Here is a 20,640-nt window from a genome sequence, read left to right as displayed (position 1 = left end):
AAGCGACTCGGGAACCGAATCGCTCACTTCACTATATTTTAATTATTTTACTGTTTGTTTCGTATTTTTTGCAATTTCAGAAGCAACAACAGTTGGCATACCCCATAGTTCGATGAAACCAACAGCTGATGCATGGTTGAACTTGTCATGCTTAGAATACGTAGCTAATTCTTCAGAGTATAAAGAATTTGCTGATTTACGGCCTTCTACAATCGCATGGCCTTTGTATAATTTCACACGTACTGTACCGTTTACATACTTTTGCGTTTCTTTTAAGAATGCTTCTAATGCAGTACGGATCGGGTTGAACCAAAGACCGTTATAGATGATCTCAGATAATTTATGCTCAATGATTGGTTTGAAATGTGCAAGCTCTTTCACTAATGTGATATCTTCCAATTCTTTATGCGCAGTAAGTAACACTTTCGCCCCTGGAATTTCGTATACTTCACGAGATTTAATACCAACTAAACGGTTTTCAACGTGGTCGATACGGCCAACACCATGTTTACCTGCTACTTTATTCAATTCTTCAATTAAATCTGCAAGTTTCATTTCATTACCATTAATAGAAACTGGTTTACCTTCAACGAACTCGATTTCCACATATTCAGCAGTATCCGGTGCATTTTCTACTGATACTGTTAAGCCATATGCTTCTTCAGGTGGTGCTACCCAAGGATCTTCCATTACGCCAGCTTCGTTCGCACGGCCCCATAAGTTTTGGTCGATTGAGAATGGTGAATCGATTGTTGCCGGGATTGGCACACCGTGTTTTGCAGCGTATTCGATTTCCTCATCACGGCTCCAGCCCCACTCACGTACAGGTGCTAACACTTCTAAATCAGGATTTAACGCTTTAATTGATACTTCAAAACGAACTTGGTCGTTCCCTTTACCTGTGCAACCGTGTGCAACAGCATCAGCGTTTGTTTCGTTTGCAATTTCAACTAATTTTTTTGAAATTAATGGACGAGATAATGCAGATACTAATGGATACTTTTGCTCGTACCATGTATGCCCTTGTAATGAGATAAGTGCATATTCTTCCGCAAATTCGTCTTTTGCATCGATCATATATGATTCAATGGCACCTACTTGAAGTGCCTTGTTTTTAATAAATTCAAGGTCTTTTCCTTCACCCACATCTAGACATACTGCAATTACGTCCCAACCTTGTTCTTTTAACCATGGAATTGCTACTGATGTATCAAGACCACCTGAATATGCTAATACGACTTTCTTATTTGCCATGTTAATTGCCCCCAAATGATGTATGTTTATACAATGTAATAAAAGTTTATACACGAATAGTACCATGTTATAAAAATAAACGCAACTGCATTTATATAAAATTTTAGAGTTTTTTGTACTATCTAAAAACATTTATTTTGATGGTTTCAGTACTTACTCGTTTTTGCATAAAAATGCTAATATTTGCATGAATTTAAAAATTGGCTAGAAAACGAAAAACCAATTTTCTCTGTGAAAAAATTGGTTTTTCTGCTCTACCAGAATTGATTTCCGTTACGGGGACGCTTTCCACGGGTGTGGCCTGAGCCTGTAGTCTCAGGCTCACGCTATTCCCGTTGGAGTCGCCCCTTCACTCCAATCAATTCATATACTTTCTGTTTTATAATATTGGTTAATCCGTTATACCATGAAATCTATATATAATATGTTCCTCAATAACTTCCTTATTTCTTATTAAAGAATCCTTTTCCTAAAAATTCGACCAGTACAGGTGCGACTGCATATAGTTTACTTGTCACACTCATAATACGAGGTAAGTTCACTTCACGCGGCTTCTTTTCGATAGCTCGTATTACTTCGGTTGCAACTTTTTCCGGTTGGATTAAAAACTTTCCGATAGCTTCTCGGTAAACGTTTGATGCATCCGCTTTACTTAAAAAAGGTGTATCGATGGGACCAGGATAAATTCCTGTTACAAAGATATTGTAATCGCTGAGCTCCATTCGAAGACCGTTTACAAAACCTGTTATGGCATGTTTACTCGCTGCATATACACTCGCTTTTTTTGTTGCGACCTTCCCTGCCTGTGAGCCAACGAAAATAAAATGACCACCATTTTTTGCAATCATTGCAGGAGCAAGCCTTTTCGTTAAATAAATCGGGGCACGAACATTTACATCCAGCATAGTATCGATTTCCTGATCGGATAAATTAACCGCGCTCTCAAAATAGCCGAGTCCCGCATTTAATATCGCGACATCAATTGGCGGTAATTGAGATACGACATCCTCTATATCAGCAGTTACTCGTAAATCCGCTTTAATGGCAATAGCACCAATACTTTTTAAATAGTTCAATGCACTTTCATTTCGTCCGGTTGCATAGACTGTATGCCCCGCCTTTACAAGCATTTCCGTTGTAATCCGTCCGATGCCGCTTGTAGCACCCGTGATAAAGATTGTTTTTTTCATAATTTCCCCTTTTTACCATTGTTTTTTTTATATTAAAAAACTAGTAAACAGTTATTTACTAGTTTCGTTTATACCAAATAATTCACTTAAAATGTCTGTCGATACGAGAACATCTGCCAATGTATAGGAATCAAGTACAGCTAAATAAGCTTTTAATGCTTCAGCCAATGCAAATTTTAGCCTGCACTCGGGTGATATTTTACAAAGATTGCTTTCAGGATTAAAACACTCAACTATGTGAAAATCCTCTTCCGTTTTACGGACTACCTCACCGATATTAATTTGTGTTGGATCTAGTGCCAGACGAATCCCGCCTCCACGTCCACGGATTGTTTCAATATATCCGTGCTGTCCTAAATCATAAGTGACTTTCATTAAATGATTTTTGGAAATTTGATACGCATTTGCGATTTCCTGGATTGTTACTAAATGTTCTCTACCACATACACCTAAATACATGAGCGTACGTAAAGAATAATCTGTATATACTGTTAAGCGCACGCTGTTCACCATCTTTCTTCCCTTTCAGTATAACATTTTCTAAGGTTTGGTCGACTAGAACGACTTAATTTTAAAAGATGTATTTTTGATATATGTTTGTGACAGATTTGTTAAAGATGTATTTTTCATATTGCTTTAAATTTTACTGAGCAGTATATTGAGTGTGCAAGAAATAATCTAACCAACTTTGAGGGGACGTGCAATATATGTTAGCACAACAAACAATTGATACAATTAAAGCTACGGTACCGGTATTAGAAGTACACGGACTAGCTATTACAAAAACTTTCTATTCAAACCTTTTTAAAGATAATCCGGCACTATTAAACATCTTTAATCATACAAACCAAAAGAAAGACCGCCAGCAAACGGCTTTAGCAAACACAGTGTATGCAGCAGCAGTTCATATCGACAAACTGGAGGCAATCGTTCCGGCTGTTGTTCAAATTGCGCATAAGCATGTAAGTTTAGGTATTTTACCAGAGCATTATCCGATTGTAGGTAAATATTTATTAGCAGCGATTAAAGAAGTACTTGGAGACGCAGCTACTGATGAAATTATCGATGCTTGGGGTAAAGCTTACGGCGTCATTGCGGATGTATTCATTTCAGTGGAAGAAGATTTATACAAAGCAGCAGAAAATGCTGGAGGCTGGCGCGCATTCAAGGAATTTACGATTGAAGAAGTGGTTGAAGAAAGCGAAGCAGTAAAATCATTCTATTTAAAACCTGCAGATGGAGCGAAATTACCTGCATTTAAAGCCGGTCAATTCATCACATTACGTACACAAGTACCTGGTGAAGAGTTCTTAATGAACCGTCAATACACAATAACAGACGGAACGGAAGACTATTTCCGCATTTCTGTTAAACGTGAAGATGATGTAACACCAAACGGCATTGTTTCAAACTTCCTGCACAACGCAGAAATCGGCACGAAAGTCGATGTTAGTGCTCCAGCAGGTGTGTTCACATTAGTGGAAAATGACAGCCCTGTTCTATTTATTAGCGGGGGTGTTGGTGTAACACCATTACAAGGCATGCTTAAAACTATGGAAGGCCGCCAAGCATCATTCATCCAATGTGCCCGAAACGAAAATGTAGCGGCGTTTAAAGAAACAATCGAACAAAATGTAGCCGCAACAGACGGCAAATACAAAGCAGTTTATTCAGATCTGGACGGCTATATAACAAAAGCCCAAATCGAGGAATTCCTAGTTCCAGGTATGGAAGTGTATGTATGTGGCCCAACTGCATTCATGGAAACTGTCATTCAATACTTAGTTGAGCTAGGTGTACCAGCTGAGAAGATTCATTATGAGTTCTTTGGTGCAGCGATGGCGTTGCAGATTAAGAAGACGGCTTAATTATTAGATTCAATTAAATAAGAAGAAAAACCAGTTTCCGGTTGTTTACCGGGGACTGGTTTTTTAAGTGGATTAGCAAAGTGTTATCAAGTTCACCTAATAATTTACGTTTGTTCAATGCTACTATAATAAATTTATCATTTTAAAAATTCCATAATCACTAATTTATTCCTATCTAAAACTCTTCATAAATGATAGTGATTTTTTGTATTTTTTACCTATTTTAAAATTGGTCACAAAATTAAAAACCATTGAGTGTACAAGGGTTTTAGAAATGATAGAAATCCGTTGTTTCTATAATATATTTAACTTAGTAGAAAAAAGATTCCGTAAGAAATTCATTTTTCTTTCGATTTCCATCAGTGTTCTGACTATTACTGAATCTATTAATGTCTGATACTTTGAGATCCTTATTAAAATTAATTAAATTGCCCTTTTTATATACCATTTTTAAACAATATATCAAAATTTGTACACCCATTGTTATCTGCTTTTCTCCATTAGAGTATTAATTATTTATTCGAGTAACTAGTTTTTGTTTATTACAAAATGACAAATAATCTTTCACATAACTGCATGTACAATTTTCAATGTATAAGAAAAGACACCCACGTAAATGAGTGCCTTGATGAGAATTTAAATTTAATGTGCACAGCCCTTGCCCTTAATACAATATGGCGGTTCTTTCCAACCACCGCCTCCTCCTACATCTTCATCCATAGCACTTGCTCCCGTACCAAATGACAAACTCATAAGCAGAAGAGCCCCAGCAACAACTGACCATAACGATTTTTTCTTTTTCATCAATAATCTCCTCCTCTATTCAATAATTCATCTTACAACCACTTAATTCTCCATTATTTGTTAAATACCCTTTTAATTACCAATTTTTTTAATTCTGTTGTATGATGAGTTTAGATGGACTAAAAGGGAAAACTTAAAAATAACCTTGCTAAATCCCATATATTAAGTTTTATATACAAAAAAGCACCCCAAATGAGTTGCTTTGAGATATTCTATCCTATGTTTTCGATTTTAAAAATTCCAACAAGTTTTCCTATTACCTGGAAACTTGTTCATTTAATTCTGTTATTTCTGCATCATTCAGTTTCTACACTATATATCTCTTTCATATTAATGAAAGTAAAATATTCTACTATTTATAGTCCAAGACGGTTTCACCTCTTTTTCTAGGGAAGAAGGTGTATTGAATCGACTTTTCTATGTCGAACATAGTTGTAAAAATATCCCTATTTTACCATTTATTAAACATTTATTACATGGTAGTATTTATTTAAACAATTAGAAAGGAGGAAGAATATGAAAAAAACTTTTAAAATTATCGTCTCCGCTCTATGTCTTTCAGCAATATTAGTAGGTGGAACTACATTATCTGCTAGTGCCAATGATAATGGCGGTGGTGGTGGTACTCCAGTTACTAAACCTCATCAAGAAAGACCTTAGTATTGTTTATATTTAATAACCAAGCAGTTCTGACAGCCAATGAAATTTTGGCTGTTTTTTCTATTAGTTAATAGAACATACACCCTTCGTCTTCCACAGTTAAATCATAGGAAGATGAACCAGAATCAGATAAAGAACTACGATCGTATGAACATGATGATGAACTGCCGTAAGAATTAGAATTTTATCTGTTGTATGAATTATCTACAGGTGAAGTAATCCATTTTCTTTGCGATGAAGCATCGAGTGGCAATATGGGCAAACAAGTATTAAATCTTTTATTGAATCTACGATATAGCCCTTTTTCATCTCACGAAGCGGCTTAAGAAGTAGCCGGGATATAATTATTTCAGTTAAGATAAAAAGTGAAAATGCACCATGCAATCCCCCTTTTTATCTATTTTTTTGAGAAATCTGTGAAGAGACCCTCCTCACCCTCCTGAAAACAGAGAAAGCCTTAAAATTTACTGTTGATTTCTATGCCCCTAATATAAATTGAATATTTGTGATAAAATGTAAATTATATACATTTTATCGTAGCAATAATAGGAGGTTTAAATTACATGGAATTCAAACAGGTTGGCTTTCTTAAAAGAATGGCAAATGCTTTAACAGACAAAGAAAAATTAAAAACACCTATCCTTGTCAAAGAATCGACAGAAAGTGTTCAGCTAATTGACCAATATAAAAGAGAATTAGAATATACACAAGATGTGAATATACAAAAAAGCATTAATGAAAAAATAAAGCTAATAGAATTAGGGTTAAAAGGTGAAAACAGTGTCCTTTTTGAATTACAAAATTCTTTTTTACCATTACATATACTGCACGATGTTCGAGTCTTTCATAATGATTTAAAAGCTCAAATTGACTTTGTAGTTCTTACAAGGAAGTTTCTATTGATAATTGAAGTGAAAAATTACTATGGCAATATTTTAGTCAATGAAAAAGATGAATTCATTCGCCAAGCTTATAAGGGCAACAAATTAACATTTCAGGAAGGATTCTATAGTCCCGTTCGCCAAGTGGAAAGACAAGTAGAAATATTTGAATCGTATATGAAGGATATGGGGGCAGTGAATCGAACACCGATTAAAAGTGTCGTTGTTTTTACAAATAACAGAACCGTTATTAATACAAAAAAAGCTAGTAAACATGTAAAGGATAAAATACTGCGCGTAGATGGCTTAGTTGAGTTTATAAAAAGAGAACTAAAAAAGCCTTCTCCAGTTCACTTTATGGATAACCGTATGGAAGAAATGAGCGAATATATTAAAGCCTCACATCTTAAATATACGACTAATGAGGAAGATATGGACACAGTGGAGCTCAGACTTTTAGAAGAAACAATAAATAATCCAAGTGAAAGTAGCGTAACAATTACACCTGTCGAACCAAATCATACAGAATTAGAAGAAGCCTTAAAAAAGTTCCGTATGAAATTAGCTACGGAAAAAAACATGAAAGCATTTCACATCTTTAATAATAAAACATTAGACGATTTATTACTAAAGCAACCAAGAAGCTTAGACGAATTAAAAACAGTTACCGGACTTGGTGAAATGAAAATAAATTCTTTTGGGGCGGGGATAATTGAAATTATACAAGACCATCAGTAACAAATTGAGTCCTGTGTATATCCAACAAAGGGGTCCTTTTCATATAGCACAAATCACCTTTCTATTGCTTATTTCTCGATAATACAAGTATAGAATAAAGAGTGATTTTGTGCTTTTTTAATTTTAAAATTGTTTGGATACCTCATATAGAACCATAATTTAAAAGCTTCGAATTAGATTAGTCTAATCGAAGCTTTCAGCGAATCAATATCAATTCTGAACTTTTTATCTATATTTTTGGCTACTTGAAGTTCGTTGCAAGCTAATGCGTTCGCTAAATAGTATGCCTCTCGCGTCATATTCTTTGAAAAAATCTCATCAAAAGCAGCGTCTACTCTGCACAGTAAAGGACGGCTCTCATAAATGGTACATCGATTATTTACTAAATTAACACATACACCATCCCGATTGTATTCAGTTAAAAACTCTATATTATTTATACTGCTGCAGCATGCACCACACTCGGTACAAGGGAATGAATACATCATAACTTTAAAATATCATCGCTGAGCATAAAGTCTGTAAATTCTTCCAACGTGTTGTACTCAAATTTTATGTTTAACCCGTCCGCTAACGCAATGATTGCTTTTTCAGTATAGGATTCATCTATGCCCGCCATATCAACAACGACTTTTAACTCTTTTAACGTTTGAGTATATTCATTATAGTAATTGACTAATAGCTGTTCCTCTTGCTTTACTTGTTCTATTACAGCTGCCGCCATCTGCTCGGCTAAAACTCTTGTCTCTTTCGCTAAAGCAAGGTCATTGTGTGCCGCTTGAAACACTTTATATAACTGTTTCATACCAATTAAAGCTACCGAACCTGCAACAGCGGCGCCAATCGGTCCGAATAATGCTGCACCTGCCGCTGTCATTAAAATACCGGAGAAACAGCTTACCGCGTTCGATCCAAGCCCTTGTACATAAGCATCAATAGAAATTTTACCCGATAAAAACTTATAAGTTAACTCTGTCATATTAACAGCTGAGCTCGCTAATGCAGAAGCAATATTACCGTTCATAATCGGGTTGTTTTTCCCTAGAAATTTAATTCCGTAAGACACGCCACCAATCACCGCACTTCGAGACCCGCTATTTAACGCAGCCTTTCCCGTTTCCTTCACGCTAAACTCTTTATTGTATCCATTGGCAACCATGCTTACTGTCCCACCAATAAATGCGCCCGCTAAAGCGCCACAAAGCATCGCATTAGAAGCACCTGAGATAAACTCCACACGGTTCAATTTTTTCGCAAACTGCTCTGTATTTTTGGCTGCTTCAAGCGATTGATCATATGTTGTACCACCACTTGTAATATTTTCATAGGAAGTTTTCCCAGTCACAACCCCTTGTGCATCCCTATAATCCTGCGCATAAATTCCGTTTGAATTCATACGCTTTTCTATTAATTCCTTCACGTGGCCTTCCTTTTCCACATTAACGAGACGTTCCATACCATTATATTTTGCATCTGCTACAGCCCTTGCCGTCGTTGCAATTGAATTATAGGATTTCGCCTGAATCTCCTTTAACACCTCGCCCTTTGCATCACGAATGAAAATATCCGCAGCAGCATGTGGCTCTCCTAACTGCTCCGTCGTAACCGCACGCAATAAACTCCCAGCTTTTGCTGCCGCTGCATTAAATTTTGTCGTTTCGATAATTTCAAACATACGCCCTTGCGTTATATTAGGAGCACAATTGATATACTGCTTGGCTACATCCTTTAAACGGTCCATTCCTGCAACAGTTTCAATTAATGCATTGCCCTGTTTCTCAATTGTTTCACTAACAACTTGTCCGGCTATAAAATCCATCTCAGTTTGCCTTAATGCAACCATCAGAGCGCCTCCTTATAATGCTTGAATTTTTCTTTTTTCTGTAGTAATCACCTGCTGTAAATTTGGCACTAAATCACCTTTATCCGTTAAAATCGAGATATTTAAAATATCACGTGTAATAACTGCTAGCTTGTAATTTTTATGAATTGTTTGCTGATCTTCCTTTGTGTATTTGCGGAAATCTAAGCCCTTTTCACTTAAAATGAGGTCCATACTTTTAATTTCACGGTCGAATACTTTCTTTACACCATCCGCTAAATCATACATATTTTTTGTAGCCATTTCAATTCTCGTTAATACTGCTGAAGCAGACGTTAACTTTTGCACCTCAGCATTTACTTCAGCTTTTTTCTCATACATTTTCTCAAGCTTCTTTTCAGTCGTCGCAGCGAAAATTAAGCTTCCTAGTGCTAAGGCTGGAGCTAACGCAATACCTCCAAGTACCATCGTTCCACCAGCAATGCCTAAGCCCCCTGTCGCAAGTGAGCCCCCTCCTAGGAATGCTAATGTAGCATTTTGTGCTGCAATTCCACTTAATGATGCGATAGCCGTACCCGTTGAAGCAGCAGCAAATGTAGTTGTCGCACCTACAGCTCCCATAGCTGCTAAGCCACCACCTGCTAACGATGCCACACCCGCAGTCAGTACTTGACCTGCCTTTACAACTTGCTTTTCAATCGTAACCACAAGTTGGTCTACATCTGCACTATTAACTAGGCTTTCAATTTCAGACTCATTTTTAAACTCAATATGTTTAATTTGTTTGAAAGATTTAATGAAATGCTTCATCGTTTCATTTAAAATATCCAGCTTTAGCTTTCCATAATGCTCGAATTGTTCATTCGTTTGTTCTTTCATGCTATCAAAGGCATCGTACGCAGTTGTATACTTTTTATGTAATTCCTCTGCTAGCTCCTTCGTTTCTTTCATATTTTTATAAGAATCGTATCCTTTTTTACTTGCTACAGCTGTCGAAGCCGCCACTGCACCTGCAATTACTAGCGGAATAAATGGTAATGGCATAATAAAACCTCCAATTTCTAATTACACTTAATATTACCAAATAATGTAACATAGTAGTATATTTTATATAATTTTATTTTACTAAGACACATAATTTTAAAATTTTCATTTATATCGAATGAATGATAGAAGTTTTAGTGATGGGTGGGAAATACTCTCCTATAACACAAAAAGATCGAAAACCCTTATTTATCTAGGGTTTCGATCTTTTTATATGGAGACGGCGGGATTTGAACCCGCGTCCAGAATGTCCATTCACAGCTTTCCTCATAATAAAACAAAGCGAATAAATTATTATCGTTTTTTGTAATAATTAATCCCATTCGCTACCCGATACACCAAATAATGGAATCACCCCGATGTCTCACTCAGTATCCTCCTAGGTAACCTGGCACTCCATCCCCTTTATTCTATTAATTCCACTATTTATCTTTTAGGCTCAATGCTAGGTTTTCCAAATAGGTACCCTTGGAATAGTTGATAACCACATTGCTTTAACCATTCAAAATCTTCTCTGCTTTCAATTCCCTCTGCTAATGGTGTAGCGCTAACTTCAATTGCTTTTTCTAAGAACATTTGAGCAATTTTTTGTTTTTCGTGATCGGCACTTACACCTTGTACATACTTCATATCCAATTTCATATAATGAGGTTGAATATCTTTTAGCATTTCCAAAGTGCTGTAACCTTCACCGACATCATCTAAAGCATACTGGAAACCTTTTTCTTTATAGTAATTTAAAATAGACTTTAAATGTTCTATGTCATCTACTTGCTCAGATTCAACTACTTCAAATACAAGTTGATTTGGATCAATTCCTAATGAATTAGCTAGTTTAACCGTTGACTGTAAGCAAAACTCAGGTGAGTAGATTGAAGTCGGAATAAAATTAATAAAAGTCTTTTTTTCAAAATTGCTGAGTAGCTAACAGCGGCCATTCGACATAAACGATCTAAAGCATATAAACGTCCACGGCTTTTGGCGGCAGTAAAAACTTCATTTGGATAGATAAGGGTTCCATCTTCACGTGTAAATCGAGATAACACCTCATATGCGTAAATTACCTCATTTGAATTGACAATAGGCTGCGAATAGCTAACAATGGATTTTCTATGTATTACCTCATCAATCCACTTCATGTCTAAAATGTTTTCTATTTCCTTAATAGGTTTCCAATCATTCTCCTCAAAACGAAAATAGAGATTTTCTATATCCATAAAGTGTTCACTAAAATCTAAAAGTTCTCTTACACCAGATTCATTAATGATTACCTGATTATCTTTGACTTTTATCATTAAATCTCTTCTTTGAAAGTGGTTGACTAATACAGGTATCATCGATAAATTTTTTGATTCCTTTAACAAAATATCAAACTGTAATTCCAAAACCAAACAACTTTTACAAGGCATTATTATTCCCCTTACACACAATATTTTTTAGTTTCGTTACATTTAGTCGCTATTTGATTTCTATCATTCGGAATCCAGCGATCACTAAGCATGAAGGGACATCCTTTCGATAAACTCGTAACTGAAGTGGCATTTAAGTAATGTAAGGAATTCGCTAATCAAGCTCATTTCACCTCTCTGAAGCGGTAGTCACCCCCGCGTCCAGAATGTCCATTCACAGCTTCCCTCATCATAAAAACAAAATAAATAAATTTTTAACGTTTTTTGTAATACTGAACCCCATCCTGCTCCTCAATCTCAACCATCCCTTGATCCACTAAATAATCAAATTGCCCCAATGTCTCTGATAGCGTCAGGCCTAATTGCTGTTGATAAATACGTTCGAATAATTGCGTTGTCATTTCAAAGTTGGTTTGCGGCTTATCTAGTAGACCGTAGACTTTAAATGCACGTTGTCTTTGTTTTTCCAAACGCTCATCGATAAGTGGTTCAATTTGTGTTAGTTCCCCGCCGTGACCTGAGTACACTTTTGAAATTCCTAAGTTTTTCAGGCGTTTTAGTGATTCATTATACTGCAAGAGTGATTTAGGTCGTTCCATCGATAAATCAATTGGTGGCTCTACTAATGGATTGGAAGATGTGCGTTCCAATAGTAAATCTCCGCCGATACATTCTCTCGTTTGCTCATTAACGAAAATTAAATGGCTTTGCGCATGACCTGGTGTTTCGTATACTTTCATCCCTGGGTGGCCTGGCACTTCATCGCCTTCTTTTAAATAACCCGTCAATGGAATCGTGCCGAATAGCTCGATTTCCCCTTTTACGTGTAAGATTCGGTTTACATATTTATCAGGTACACCTTGCTCTTTTAATAGCTTTTTAAAAAACTGCTCGTGATACTGTAGAAATGATGGTTCTTTTTTCATCCAGTAATCGACATATTCATGGCCTAACAATTCCGCACCTGGAAATGCATCGATCCACCCTGCATGATCCGGGTGATGATGAGTTAATACGACTTGTTCCACGTCTTTCAAATCATAACCTGCACTGCGCAGACCCCATTTGATCGCTTCATACGCTTCTTCCGTTTTCGGTCCTGCATCGAATAAAGTAAGTGCATCTCCTTTTACTAGAAAAGCATTTACATCTCCCACTGCATATGGTGTTGGTATAACAATTTTATGTACTTCCATGTTTTAATCCCCTTTGGCTTGCTCGTTCTGAATGACTATTCATTTATTTTAACTCTTTTTTTCTAATTCGTCACGTTAAAGGTTGACAGTATTTCAATACACCACTATAATTTTTGATAATTCTAAATTTACAGGCAATGAGAAAGCCAAGTACATTATTTTAAGGTTTTAGAGAGTGCCGTCTTTGCTGAAATCGGCATAACCCGCTGAAATAATCGAACCTCCTTTTGAGCCGTTATGACAACATAACCGTACCCTTTGCGATAAAAAGGCTGAAGCTGCACACATTATGTGTGAATAAAGGTGGTACCGCGGAAATCAATGCATTTTCGTCCTTACTGATTGTAGGGATGAAAATGCTTTTTTATGTTCTTAAAACAAAAATCTTAACATTAACAGGAATCGGAATTAAAAATCGGAGGGATAGAATATGCAAAAGATTATATTTATCGGCGCTGGGTCCATGGCAGAAGCGCTCATTCATGGGTGGATAAAAAAGAGTGTCGTTAACCCAAAGGCTTTGTTCATATCCAATCGGTCCAATAAAGAACGCTTACAGGAACTTGTTGAAGCCTATGATGTCAACCTAATGGGGGATACTTCGCAGTTGCACGATGCGGATCTGGTTATTTTAGCAATGAAGCCAAAAGATGCCCGCGCTGCAATGGAGGTAATTGCACCTCATTTAGGTACTGATACCGCGATTTTATCGGTACTGGCAGGTGTTAGCATTGAGACGATCGAGCAGTATCTTGGAAGCCGACCAATTGCCCGTGTCATGCCAAACACTTCCGCTACAATCGGGATGTCTGCTTCAGGTATTGCATTCAATAAACATGTAACAAAAGTTCAACATGCACTTTATATTCAAATGCTTGAAGCGGTTGGCACTGTCATTGAAGTCGAGGAGGAAAAACTCCATGCGGTAACAGCTCTATCCGGCAGTGGCCCTGCTTACTTATATTATTTAGTTGAAGCGTTTGAAAATGCCGGAGCTGAATTCGGTTTATCAAAGGAAGTCGTACGGGAGCTAATGGTTCAGACGATTGCAGGATCTGCGGAAATGCTGAAATCCGGTAATGTCGAGCCGCAAACACTGCGCAAAAAGGTAACGAGTCCAGGAGGAACGACAGAGGCTGGGATTAAAGCATTGGAATCCATGTCCTTTAACGAGACAATTGCAAACTGCGTCAGAAGCGCAGAAAACCGGTCCAGAGAACTGGCACGCGGGGAGTAAAAAACTTAATTCGACCGTTTGATAAATCACATGCTAAACAAAATCGTATCGGAAATGGCAAGTAATATAATAACAAATGAAAATAGTATGTATGCAAAAGAGCTTGGGGTATTTTTGCACCCAAGCTCTTCTATTAAGAAAATATATTATCGTTGGGCTGCTTGTACTTTACGTAAGTTTGGCACTGTTCCCCCATCTACACGTAAATCGATACCTGTAATGTAAGAAGCTGCATCGCTCAATAAGAATTCAACAGCCGTTGCAATTTCACGTGCTTCCCCTTCTCTTTTTAAAGGTGTAATCGCAAGTAATTGTGCCATTTGCTCAGACTGCTTTGCCTCTTGGCGACCCATTGATGTATTGATCGTCCCTGGAGAAAGTGAATTAATACGTGCGCCTTTTTCACCCCAATGCCAAGCCTGATCTTCAGCAATTACTTGTACAGCTAATTTAGAAAACGTATATGCCGCGCCAGAATTCCCTTGAGAAAATTGCTCTAGCGTTTCGACAGTATTTTCACCAAATGGATTGCGGATTACTTCCATATGAGGTCCTTGTGGGGGTACCATATAGCCACTCATAGATGAAATAATAACTGCAGATGTACCTTCAGTTGCTAGCGGATAAAATGCATTTAATACATTAATTGTTCCTGTTAGGTTAACATCTAAAATTTTCTTTGCATCACCCATAGTTGGAGAAATCCCTGCTGTATGTACTAAACCTTTTAATGTACCTAGTTGTTTCGTTTTTGCTGCTAAAGCATCTACATTTTCTTTAGAAGTAATATCAACTGTTTGATAATGAACGTCCGTAATCCCTTTTGTAGCTAACTCCTGTTTTGTTGCTTCTAAACGCTCCTCAGAAATATCTGCAAGTAATACTGTACCGTATTTCCCTACGAGTTCAGCAGTCGCTTTACCCATTCCACCAGAACCACCTGTAATCACATAAACTTGATTTGTCATTTGACATACCTCCAATATTTTTATAATTTAATTGTAACCGCATTCATTAAATATAATTCAGACATTTTGAATGAAAATGTCCGAGGAGTTGTCACATTTGAAATCATTAAAAAACGCGTTTCAGGAAGCTTATTTGCAACTCCTTCATCAACATCCACCTACCCAAGTATCAGTAAAACAAATTGTTCTAGTTGCTAATACATCACGCTCTTCCTTTTACACTCATTTCGCCAATCGAGAGCAGCTCCATTTGTATGTAAAACAGCAGATTCACAGGGAATTTTTCATGCATTATGAAATAAAAAATCCTCATGAATTCAGTAGTACAACTACGCTCAACCTGTGTCAACACATTATTAAATACCGCTCTTATTATCAACATGCATTGCAAAATACACTCGATTTTCATCATCTTGCCATTGAACTGAGCAACTATTTAATGTACGTTTATAACGATTTAGATTATGCCATTTTTGCAAGTTTCGGCACAATTGGCTTCTTAAAAAATTGGGTAGAACATGACTTCCTCATTAGTCCAAGTGAAGCTGCCGAAAAATTAATGAAAATCGGTTTCACAAATTGGGCTTCAAAAGTAAATATTTAATAGATTGACTCACCAGTTTAAGCTAAATATTAAAAACACTCAGTTTAAATAATGACTGAGTGTTTAGAAATATGATTAATAATTTAATTGTTTTCATTCCTTATGCGAACCGGAACCTTTTACAACATTCCATTCTTAATTCGCTTCACAATACTAAATGTCGTATACAAAGAAATCGGACCTAGTACTGCGGCTATAATCAGCCACATAGTTAAACTATCTGTTGCCTTTAACATATCTAGGTTGGTACGTATGTAGACGACTACTCCAAATAATAAAATATAGCTCATGACATTTGGAAAAATAACTAGCAATCGTAATAGTTTCGGTGAAATTGTCGGTTGCTGCATCATTCATCCCCCTTTTCTCCATTATAGCGAAAACTTTCTGCAAATGACTATATTTTTCTTAAATAAGTAAAGAGGGGTATAGTAAATATTCTAGCATTTACTATACTCCTCAATTTAAATTCGCTTATTCAATTTCAATCAATTCATTTTTCCGCCACTCATATTGGCTAAAATCATTCGTTAAATAGCTGTTTTCGAAAATCGCTTTAGCTTCTTCCAAAAACGGGATTAAATCATGTTTCAGGAAACGGGCGCTTATATGATTCAACAGCAGATGTTTTGCTTGTGCCTGTTTCGCAATTTGAGCTGCTTCTGTATTTGTCGCATGTCCATACTGGGCCGCAAGTTCGATTGTCGAATGGTCAAATGTTGCTTCATGTATCATAACATCCGCATTCTGTGCTAACTGGATACTGTTTTCGCAATACTTTGTATCCCCTAAAATCGCCACGGTAAATCCTGGCTGTGGGGGTGACGTCACATCACTGCTTTCCACAATCGTTCCATCCTCTAATTGTACAGAATGACCTGCTTTTAATCTTCCTAATAACGGTCCTTTTGGTACACCATACGCTAACGCCTTTTCAATTAACAGCTCGCCCTGCATTGGCTTTTGTTCAATCCGGTAGCCGAAGCATGGAACGACGTGCTGAAGCGGCATCGCATAGACAATAAACTTCTCATCTTCAAATACGATTCCCTCTGTTACTTCTACAAATTCGATTGGATAGGTTAAATGAGTTTTCGATAATTGTAATGTTTGTTCAATCCATTGTTTTAAACCAACTGGCCCGTAAATCGTTAATACACTCTCCCCACCTAAAAAGGATCGGGAACTTAAAAAACCAGGCAGTCCAAATATATGGTCACCGTGTAAATGCGTAATGAAGATTTTATCAATTTTCCGCGGTTTAATTGATGTATGCAAAATTTGGTGCTGTGTCGCTTCCCCACAGTCAAACAACCAAATTGATCCTCGTTCTTCCAAAAGTTTGAATGCAATGGAACTCGTATTGCGTTCTTTTGACGGCATTCCTGCACCAGTACCTAAAAACTGTATTTGCATGTCATTTCCTCCTAACACGAGTATAGTTTGCCTCATGTAGAAGCTTTTACTATCGTTGTTTTAATTATAGGTTGCAAATAAATTTATGCAAAGGATAAATTGGCGTCGCTAATAGATCAATCGAGCGTTCGGCAATAGAGGTAAAAATTCCGCTTATTTTGAAAATCACTAAAAAATCCGGCTAAATAGAGGGAGAATTTCCGCTTATTTCACTAAAAAGCAGCAAAATATCAGGGTTCACAGGCATATAAGCGGAATTTTTACCCTTATTTTCATGAAAATCTAAGAAATTCATATAATAAACGGAATTTCTCCGCTTATTAATTGGGTACTCCCCCTTTCTCTCTCTCGTCAATCATTTTTAAATTCTATATCTTTCGGTATTTTCAAAAACAAAATTCCTTCCTCCCAACTGTATAATTCTAATTTGAGAGTAGTGCCTAGGTTACCGGCGAATTGATTTTTAGTGAAAATCTCTTCAATACGTATCAGTTTTCCGTTCGGTTTATAATAAGGTATTGACTTTTGATAATACCAACCTCTATCTGAGAGTGATTTAGATATATTATTGCCCAAATAAAAAGCACCCTTACTAACATACCAATCAAAATCATTTTCAGTAGCGATTTTCATAAACTCGCGCTCAGAACCCTCTTCCTCTACAATACGAATAACCTCTTTTGCAGTGAGTGAATCGATCGGTGGAGATGGATAATGCCAGTAATTACTGAAAAAGATCCAAATAAAAATTAATAAACCAATAGCTAAAATAAATGCTTTTCTATCCTCAATTATTTTTAATTTCTTTTGCAATCGTTCATCCCCCCTGTTCCGTAAAACCGTTAGAAAAAACTTCCATCCTATTAAAATATAGTATAGATACCAAATTATGTAATTAAAATACCTTTTATTAATGGAATAAACATCTCCTACACAACAATTAAAACCCTTCCTGAAAAATCTATCAGAAAGGGTCCATAATTTTATCGGAAATTCGCTTCATACCAAGCTTTCGCCTTTTGTACTTCACCCATCGTAAGCTGATGCCCGTTTGATTCCCATTCCAACGTCACCTTTGCACCTGCACCCAACAAATAACGTTCTAAATCGGTTGCTTCCTGCTGTGGGCAAATTGGGTCATTAACACCAGCTGCGATAAAGACAGCTGTCCCTCCCTGTTTGGCAACCGTCGTTTCACGGTTTGGCACCATTGGATGATGCAGGATCGCACCTTTTAATGCATTTTTATATTCAAATAACAAGTTAGCAGCAATATTGGCACCGTTTGAATAACCGATTGCAATGATATTGTTGCGATCAAACTCGTATTCTACCGCTTTGTCATCTAAAAATTCATAGAGTTCCTTCGTACGCAGTGCTAAATCTTCCATATCAAAAACACCTTCTGCTAAACGGCGGAAAAATCGTGGCATTCCCTGTTCCAGCACATTGCCTCGTACACTTAAAACAGATGCTTCCGGATCAATGATTTCTGCCAGTGCAAGTAGGCTGTTTTCATCTCCTCCTGTGCCGTGCAGCAGTAACAATACAGGCTTATCACTTTTTCCTTTATTAAAAATATAGTTCATAGTCATTCTCCGTTCTTATATAGTAGAAACTATTCATATTCTTTTTCAATTGTTTTTGTTGAACGTACTGTATCAATTGGACGAACAACGCTTTCAATATATTCACGTTTGCTTTCTAAAAACGGTGGTAATGATAGCGATTCTCCCACTGTTTCATGTGGCTCATCTCCCATAAATCCTGGTCCGTCAGTAGCCCACTCAAATAGTATGCCAGGTGCTACACGGGCATAAAGCGACTCAAAGAAGAAACGATCAACATAACCTGATGTACCGAAACCAAAACCTTCCAAACGTTTTGTCCATTCATGCAGTACTTCCGTATTTTCTAATCGGAATGCCGCATGATGAACCGTACCAAAGCCTTGACGTCCCGGTGCTAGCTCTGTATTGTGCTCGACGATAACAGATGCCCCGTTGCCACCTTCACCAACTTCAAATAAGTGCAATGAACCGTCCTGCTGAACTTCACGCATCACCATTACTTTTTCAAGTACCTCTTTGAAATAATCAAATTGTGAAACGCGGATATGAATTGGTCCTAAGCCAGTGATTGCAAACTCCAATGGAATCGGCCCTTTTTGCCATGGCGTACCTGATGCAATGCCCTCATTATTTTCATCCGAAATAAGCATGTACTGCTGATCATCGAAATCAACAAATGATAATACTTGTTTGCCAAATAGCGTACTAATGCCTTCATGCTTTACGTTTAAACGGTCAAAGCGTTTCACCCAATAATCCAGTGCTGCATCATTTGGGACACGGAATGCTGTTTTGTATATTTCATCTGTACCATGTGTGCCTTTTGGGATTCCCGGGAAATCAAAAAATGTCATATCTGTTCCGGCAGAGCCTTTATCATCCGCGAAAAACAGGTGATATGTTTTAATATCATCCTGATTTACCGTTTTCTTCACAAGACGCATACCTAATGTATAAGTAAAGAATTCGTAATTTTTTTCTGCACTGCTTGTAATGGCTGTTACGTGGTGTATTCCTTTAATGTGGTTCATGTGTATTCCTCCGTTTTCTTTTTCAATATAAAAATTATCGTTTATAAAGTATTCGCATGATGACCGACCCGTTTTAAATAATCGGTTAACGCTAGTAATTCTTCCTCTGACAAAACGTCAAATATAGCCGCAATCTTTTTCTCATGCGTTGGAAATATGGATTCGATCATTGCAGATCCTTCGTCCGTCAGCGATACAAATGTCACACGGCGGTCAGTTGGACATGCAACTCGTTTGATTAGATTTTTCTTCTCCAATTTATCGACTACATACGTTATACTGCTGCTTGCAATTAATACCTTTTTTCCGATGACTTGGATAGGTTGATCACCTTTATGATAAAGCAGTTCCATTACAGCAAACTCCGTTAAATTTAAATCACTTTGCTGAATATCCTTCTTTGTTGCTTCATGTACGGCAGTCGTTGCTCGGTGTAATACAGTAAATGCTTTTAGCTGTTTATCAAATTCACTCATAAAGTTTCACTCCTTCTTTATCACGAATTCATTTATCTTTAATTCGAGATAAATATATCATTGATTCCTTACACTGTCAAACAATTGTATTTATCAATGTCCCCCTATTACTTAAATAAACCGGATAGTATTCTTACCCAACCAAAAATAGATGTCCATAATATGATGCTTAAAATTAAGCCGTTAAATAGTCCAATGAAAAAACGATTCTCCATCTTTACCACTCCTTAAATTAAAGGATTGGCAAATGGCAAATGAATTAAGCGCTGTTTTGTTTAATGAAAGTTTTACTTCTAATGGAATTATTTGTTGTATAAGGAGTAGCCCGCATCAGAACATACTCGCTATAATAGACTTGGGATTTGGGGGTAAAAATACTTTTTAATAATTAATTGGCAAATAAAAACGCACAGAAATAACTCTGAACGTTTTAAGTGCTTCTTTAACAATATTCCCCTCAAATTTTATTGT

Annotated in this window: 20 protein-coding genes, 1 pseudogene and 1 other annotated feature; of the genes and pseudogenes, 5 read left to right on the top strand and 16 right to left on the bottom strand. The window is 36.8% G+C overall.

Annotated elements, in window-relative coordinates; translation table 11 throughout:
* Window positions 1-42 precede the first annotated feature (42 nt).
* From MKY13_RS08270 to MKY13_RS08260, 3 genes are all read right to left on the bottom strand, one after another.
* A complete protein-coding gene (locus MKY13_RS08270; RefSeq protein WP_191699102.1) occupies window positions 43-1,254 on the bottom strand; it encodes an argininosuccinate synthase in 1,212 nt (403 codons plus the stop codon).
* A 443-nt stretch (window positions 1,255-1,697) separates the two neighbouring features.
* Window positions 1,698-2,444 carry an SDR family NAD(P)-dependent oxidoreductase gene (locus MKY13_RS08265; protein WP_339216439.1) on the bottom strand — a complete coding sequence of 249 codons (747 nt, stop codon included), beginning with the start codon at window positions 2,442-2,444 and terminating at the stop codon, window positions 1,698-1,700.
* 51 nt (window positions 2,445-2,495) lie between these two features.
* Window positions 2,496-2,945, bottom strand: coding sequence for an Rrf2 family transcriptional regulator (locus tag MKY13_RS08260; RefSeq protein ID WP_339216437.1), 450 nt, complete (start codon window positions 2,943-2,945; stop codon window positions 2,496-2,498).
* Window positions 2,946-3,151: 206 nt separating this feature from the next.
* On the opposite strand from MKY13_RS08260, the gene hmpA reads away from it, so the two are divergent.
* Window positions 3,152-4,312, top strand: a complete 1,161-nt coding sequence (gene hmpA, locus MKY13_RS08255) for an NO-inducible flavohemoprotein (protein WP_339216435.1) — start codon at window positions 3,152-3,154, stop codon at window positions 4,310-4,312.
* Between the two features lie 642 nt (window positions 4,313-4,954).
* On the opposite strand, the gene MKY13_RS08250 is transcribed toward hmpA, so the two are convergent.
* Window positions 4,955-5,116: a hypothetical protein gene (locus MKY13_RS08250; RefSeq protein WP_339216433.1), complete on the bottom strand. Its 162-nt coding sequence runs from the start codon at window positions 5,114-5,116 to the stop codon at window positions 4,955-4,957.
* 516 nt (window positions 5,117-5,632) lie between these two features.
* Between MKY13_RS08250 and MKY13_RS08245 the strand changes: the two genes are divergently transcribed.
* Entirely contained in the window at window positions 5,633-5,776 is a 144-nt protein-coding gene (locus MKY13_RS08245; protein WP_339216431.1) for a hypothetical protein, read from the top strand.
* Window positions 5,777-6,339: 563 nt separating this feature from the next.
* Complete coding sequence (locus MKY13_RS08240) at window positions 6,340-7,395, top strand: NERD domain-containing protein (protein WP_339216429.1); 1,056 nt, start codon at window positions 6,340-6,342, stop codon at window positions 7,393-7,395.
* A gap of 173 nt (window positions 7,396-7,568) precedes the next feature.
* Here the strand turns inward: MKY13_RS08240 and MKY13_RS08235 are convergent, their stop codons facing one another.
* From MKY13_RS08235 to MKY13_RS08215, 5 genes and pseudogenes are all read right to left on the bottom strand, one after another.
* Entirely contained in the window at window positions 7,569-7,880 is a 312-nt protein-coding gene (locus MKY13_RS08235; RefSeq protein WP_191699429.1) for a YkgJ family cysteine cluster protein, read from the bottom strand.
* Window positions 7,880-9,238, bottom strand: coding sequence for a hypothetical protein (locus MKY13_RS08230; RefSeq protein ID WP_191699110.1), 1,359 nt, complete (start codon window positions 9,236-9,238; stop codon window positions 7,880-7,882). Before MKY13_RS08230 ends, MKY13_RS08235 begins: the two co-directional genes overlap by 1 nt.
* Before the next feature lie 12 nt (window positions 9,239-9,250).
* Window positions 9,251-10,261 carry a hypothetical protein gene (locus MKY13_RS08225; protein WP_191699111.1) on the bottom strand — a complete coding sequence of 337 codons (1,011 nt, stop codon included), beginning with the start codon at window positions 10,259-10,261 and terminating at the stop codon, window positions 9,251-9,253.
* Between the two features lie 426 nt (window positions 10,262-10,687).
* Window positions 10,688-11,400 (bottom strand): annotated as a pseudogene (locus MKY13_RS08220) (EAL domain-containing protein).
* Window positions 11,401-11,924: 524 nt separating this feature from the next.
* Window positions 11,925-12,866 carry an MBL fold metallo-hydrolase gene (locus MKY13_RS08215; protein ID WP_191699113.1) on the bottom strand — a complete coding sequence of 314 codons (942 nt, stop codon included), beginning with the start codon at window positions 12,864-12,866 and terminating at the stop codon, window positions 11,925-11,927.
* A gap of 128 nt (window positions 12,867-12,994) precedes the next feature.
* Window positions 12,995-13,206 (top strand) — a binding site (T-box leader).
* Window positions 13,207-13,296: 90 nt separating this feature from the next.
* Here MKY13_RS08215 and proC point away from each other — a divergent pair.
* On the top strand, window positions 13,297-14,103 hold the full coding sequence (gene proC, locus MKY13_RS08210) for a pyrroline-5-carboxylate reductase (protein ID WP_191699114.1): 807 nt from the start codon (window positions 13,297-13,299) through the stop codon (window positions 14,101-14,103).
* 146 nt (window positions 14,104-14,249) lie between these two features.
* Here proC and MKY13_RS08205 read toward each other — a convergent pair whose 3' ends face one another.
* Window positions 14,250-15,071: an SDR family oxidoreductase gene (locus MKY13_RS08205; protein ID WP_191699115.1), complete on the bottom strand. Its 822-nt coding sequence runs from the start codon at window positions 15,069-15,071 to the stop codon at window positions 14,250-14,252.
* Between the two features lie 97 nt (window positions 15,072-15,168).
* Between MKY13_RS08205 and MKY13_RS08200 the strand changes: the two genes are divergently transcribed.
* The gene (locus MKY13_RS08200; RefSeq protein ID WP_191699116.1) at window positions 15,169-15,675 is read left to right on the top strand and encodes a TetR/AcrR family transcriptional regulator; all 507 of its coding nucleotides are present in this window, start codon (window positions 15,169-15,171) and stop codon (window positions 15,673-15,675) included.
* A 119-nt stretch (window positions 15,676-15,794) separates the two neighbouring features.
* Here MKY13_RS08200 and MKY13_RS08195 read toward each other — a convergent pair whose 3' ends face one another.
* The 6 genes from MKY13_RS08195 to MKY13_RS08170 form a co-directional block, all read right to left on the bottom strand.
* The gene (locus MKY13_RS08195) at window positions 15,795-16,025 is read right to left on the bottom strand and encodes an acyl-phosphate glycerol 3-phosphate acyltransferase (protein ID WP_191699117.1); all 231 of its coding nucleotides are present in this window, start codon (window positions 16,023-16,025) and stop codon (window positions 15,795-15,797) included.
* Window positions 16,026-16,149: 124 nt separating this feature from the next.
* The gene (gene rnz / locus MKY13_RS08190; RefSeq protein ID WP_191699118.1) at window positions 16,150-17,091 is read right to left on the bottom strand and encodes a ribonuclease Z; all 942 of its coding nucleotides are present in this window, start codon (window positions 17,089-17,091) and stop codon (window positions 16,150-16,152) included.
* A gap of 351 nt (window positions 17,092-17,442) precedes the next feature.
* Window positions 17,443-17,904, bottom strand: coding sequence for a hypothetical protein (locus tag MKY13_RS08185; RefSeq protein WP_339216421.1), 462 nt, complete (start codon window positions 17,902-17,904; stop codon window positions 17,443-17,445).
* Window positions 17,905-18,074: 170 nt separating this feature from the next.
* Window positions 18,075-18,680, bottom strand: coding sequence for an alpha/beta hydrolase (locus MKY13_RS08180; protein WP_339216419.1), 606 nt, complete (start codon window positions 18,678-18,680; stop codon window positions 18,075-18,077).
* 29 nt (window positions 18,681-18,709) lie between these two features.
* Window positions 18,710-19,693 (bottom strand): ring-cleaving dioxygenase, encoded by a 984-nt coding sequence (locus MKY13_RS08175; RefSeq protein ID WP_339216417.1) that lies wholly within the window; start codon window positions 19,691-19,693, stop codon window positions 18,710-18,712.
* 41 nt (window positions 19,694-19,734) lie between these two features.
* Window positions 19,735-20,169, bottom strand: a complete 435-nt coding sequence (locus tag MKY13_RS08170; RefSeq protein ID WP_191699122.1) for a MarR family transcriptional regulator — start codon at window positions 20,167-20,169, stop codon at window positions 19,735-19,737.
* Window positions 20,170-20,640: the final 471 nt, after the last annotated feature.

It is taken from the genome of Solibacillus sp. FSL W8-0372 (assembly GCF_037969735.1).
Lineage (GTDB): Bacteria > Bacillota > Bacilli > Bacillales_A > Planococcaceae > Solibacillus > Solibacillus faecavium.
The sequence above is the reverse complement of the archived record's forward strand: the minus strand, read 5'-3'. Positions and strand labels throughout refer to the sequence as shown.

Excerpts from the sequence above, each read along its gene's own strand:
- MKY13_RS08270 (WP_191699102.1), bottom strand. The coding sequence starts at position 1,254 with ATGGCAAATAAGAAAGTCGTATTAGCATATTCAGGTGGTCTTGATACA.
- MKY13_RS08265 (WP_339216439.1), bottom strand. The coding sequence starts at position 2,444 with ATGAAAAAAACAATCTTTATCACGGGTGCTACAAGCGGCATCGGACGG.
- hmpA (WP_339216435.1), top strand. The coding sequence starts at position 3,152 with ATGTTAGCACAACAAACAATTGATACAATTAAAGCTACGGTACCGGTA.
- MKY13_RS08250 (WP_339216433.1), bottom strand. The coding sequence starts at position 5,116 with ATGAAAAAGAAAAAATCGTTATGGTCAGTTGTTGCTGGGGCTCTTCTG.
- MKY13_RS08245 (WP_339216431.1), top strand. The coding sequence starts at position 5,633 with ATGAAAAAAACTTTTAAAATTATCGTCTCCGCTCTATGTCTTTCAGCA.
- MKY13_RS08240 (WP_339216429.1), top strand. The coding sequence starts at position 6,340 with ATGGAATTCAAACAGGTTGGCTTTCTTAAAAGAATGGCAAATGCTTTA.
- MKY13_RS08235 (WP_191699429.1), bottom strand. The coding sequence starts at position 7,880 with ATGTATTCATTCCCTTGTACCGAGTGTGGTGCATGCTGCAGCAGTATA.
- MKY13_RS08230 (WP_191699110.1), bottom strand. The coding sequence starts at position 9,238 with ATGGTTGCATTAAGGCAAACTGAGATGGATTTTATAGCCGGACAAGTT.
- MKY13_RS08225 (WP_191699111.1), bottom strand. The coding sequence starts at position 10,261 with ATGCCATTACCATTTATTCCGCTAGTAATTGCAGGTGCAGTGGCGGCT.
- MKY13_RS08215 (WP_191699113.1), bottom strand. The coding sequence starts at position 12,866 with ATGGAAGTACATAAAATTGTTATACCAACACCATATGCAGTGGGAGAT.
- proC (WP_191699114.1), top strand. The coding sequence starts at position 13,297 with ATGCAAAAGATTATATTTATCGGCGCTGGGTCCATGGCAGAAGCGCTC.
- MKY13_RS08205 (WP_191699115.1), bottom strand. The coding sequence starts at position 15,071 with ATGACAAATCAAGTTTATGTGATTACAGGTGGTTCTGGTGGAATGGGT.
- MKY13_RS08195 (WP_191699117.1), bottom strand. The coding sequence starts at position 16,025 with ATGCAGCAACCGACAATTTCACCGAAACTATTACGATTGCTAGTTATT.
- rnz (WP_191699118.1), bottom strand. The coding sequence starts at position 17,091 with ATGCAAATACAGTTTTTAGGTACTGGTGCAGGAATGCCGTCAAAAGAA.
- MKY13_RS08180 (WP_339216419.1), bottom strand. The coding sequence starts at position 18,680 with ATGAACTATATTTTTAATAAAGGAAAAAGTGATAAGCCTGTATTGTTA.
- MKY13_RS08175 (WP_339216417.1), bottom strand. The coding sequence starts at position 19,693 with ATGAACCACATTAAAGGAATACACCACGTAACAGCCATTACAAGCAGT.
- MKY13_RS08170 (WP_191699122.1), bottom strand. The coding sequence starts at position 20,169 with ATGAGTGAATTTGATAAACAGCTAAAAGCATTTACTGTATTACACCGA.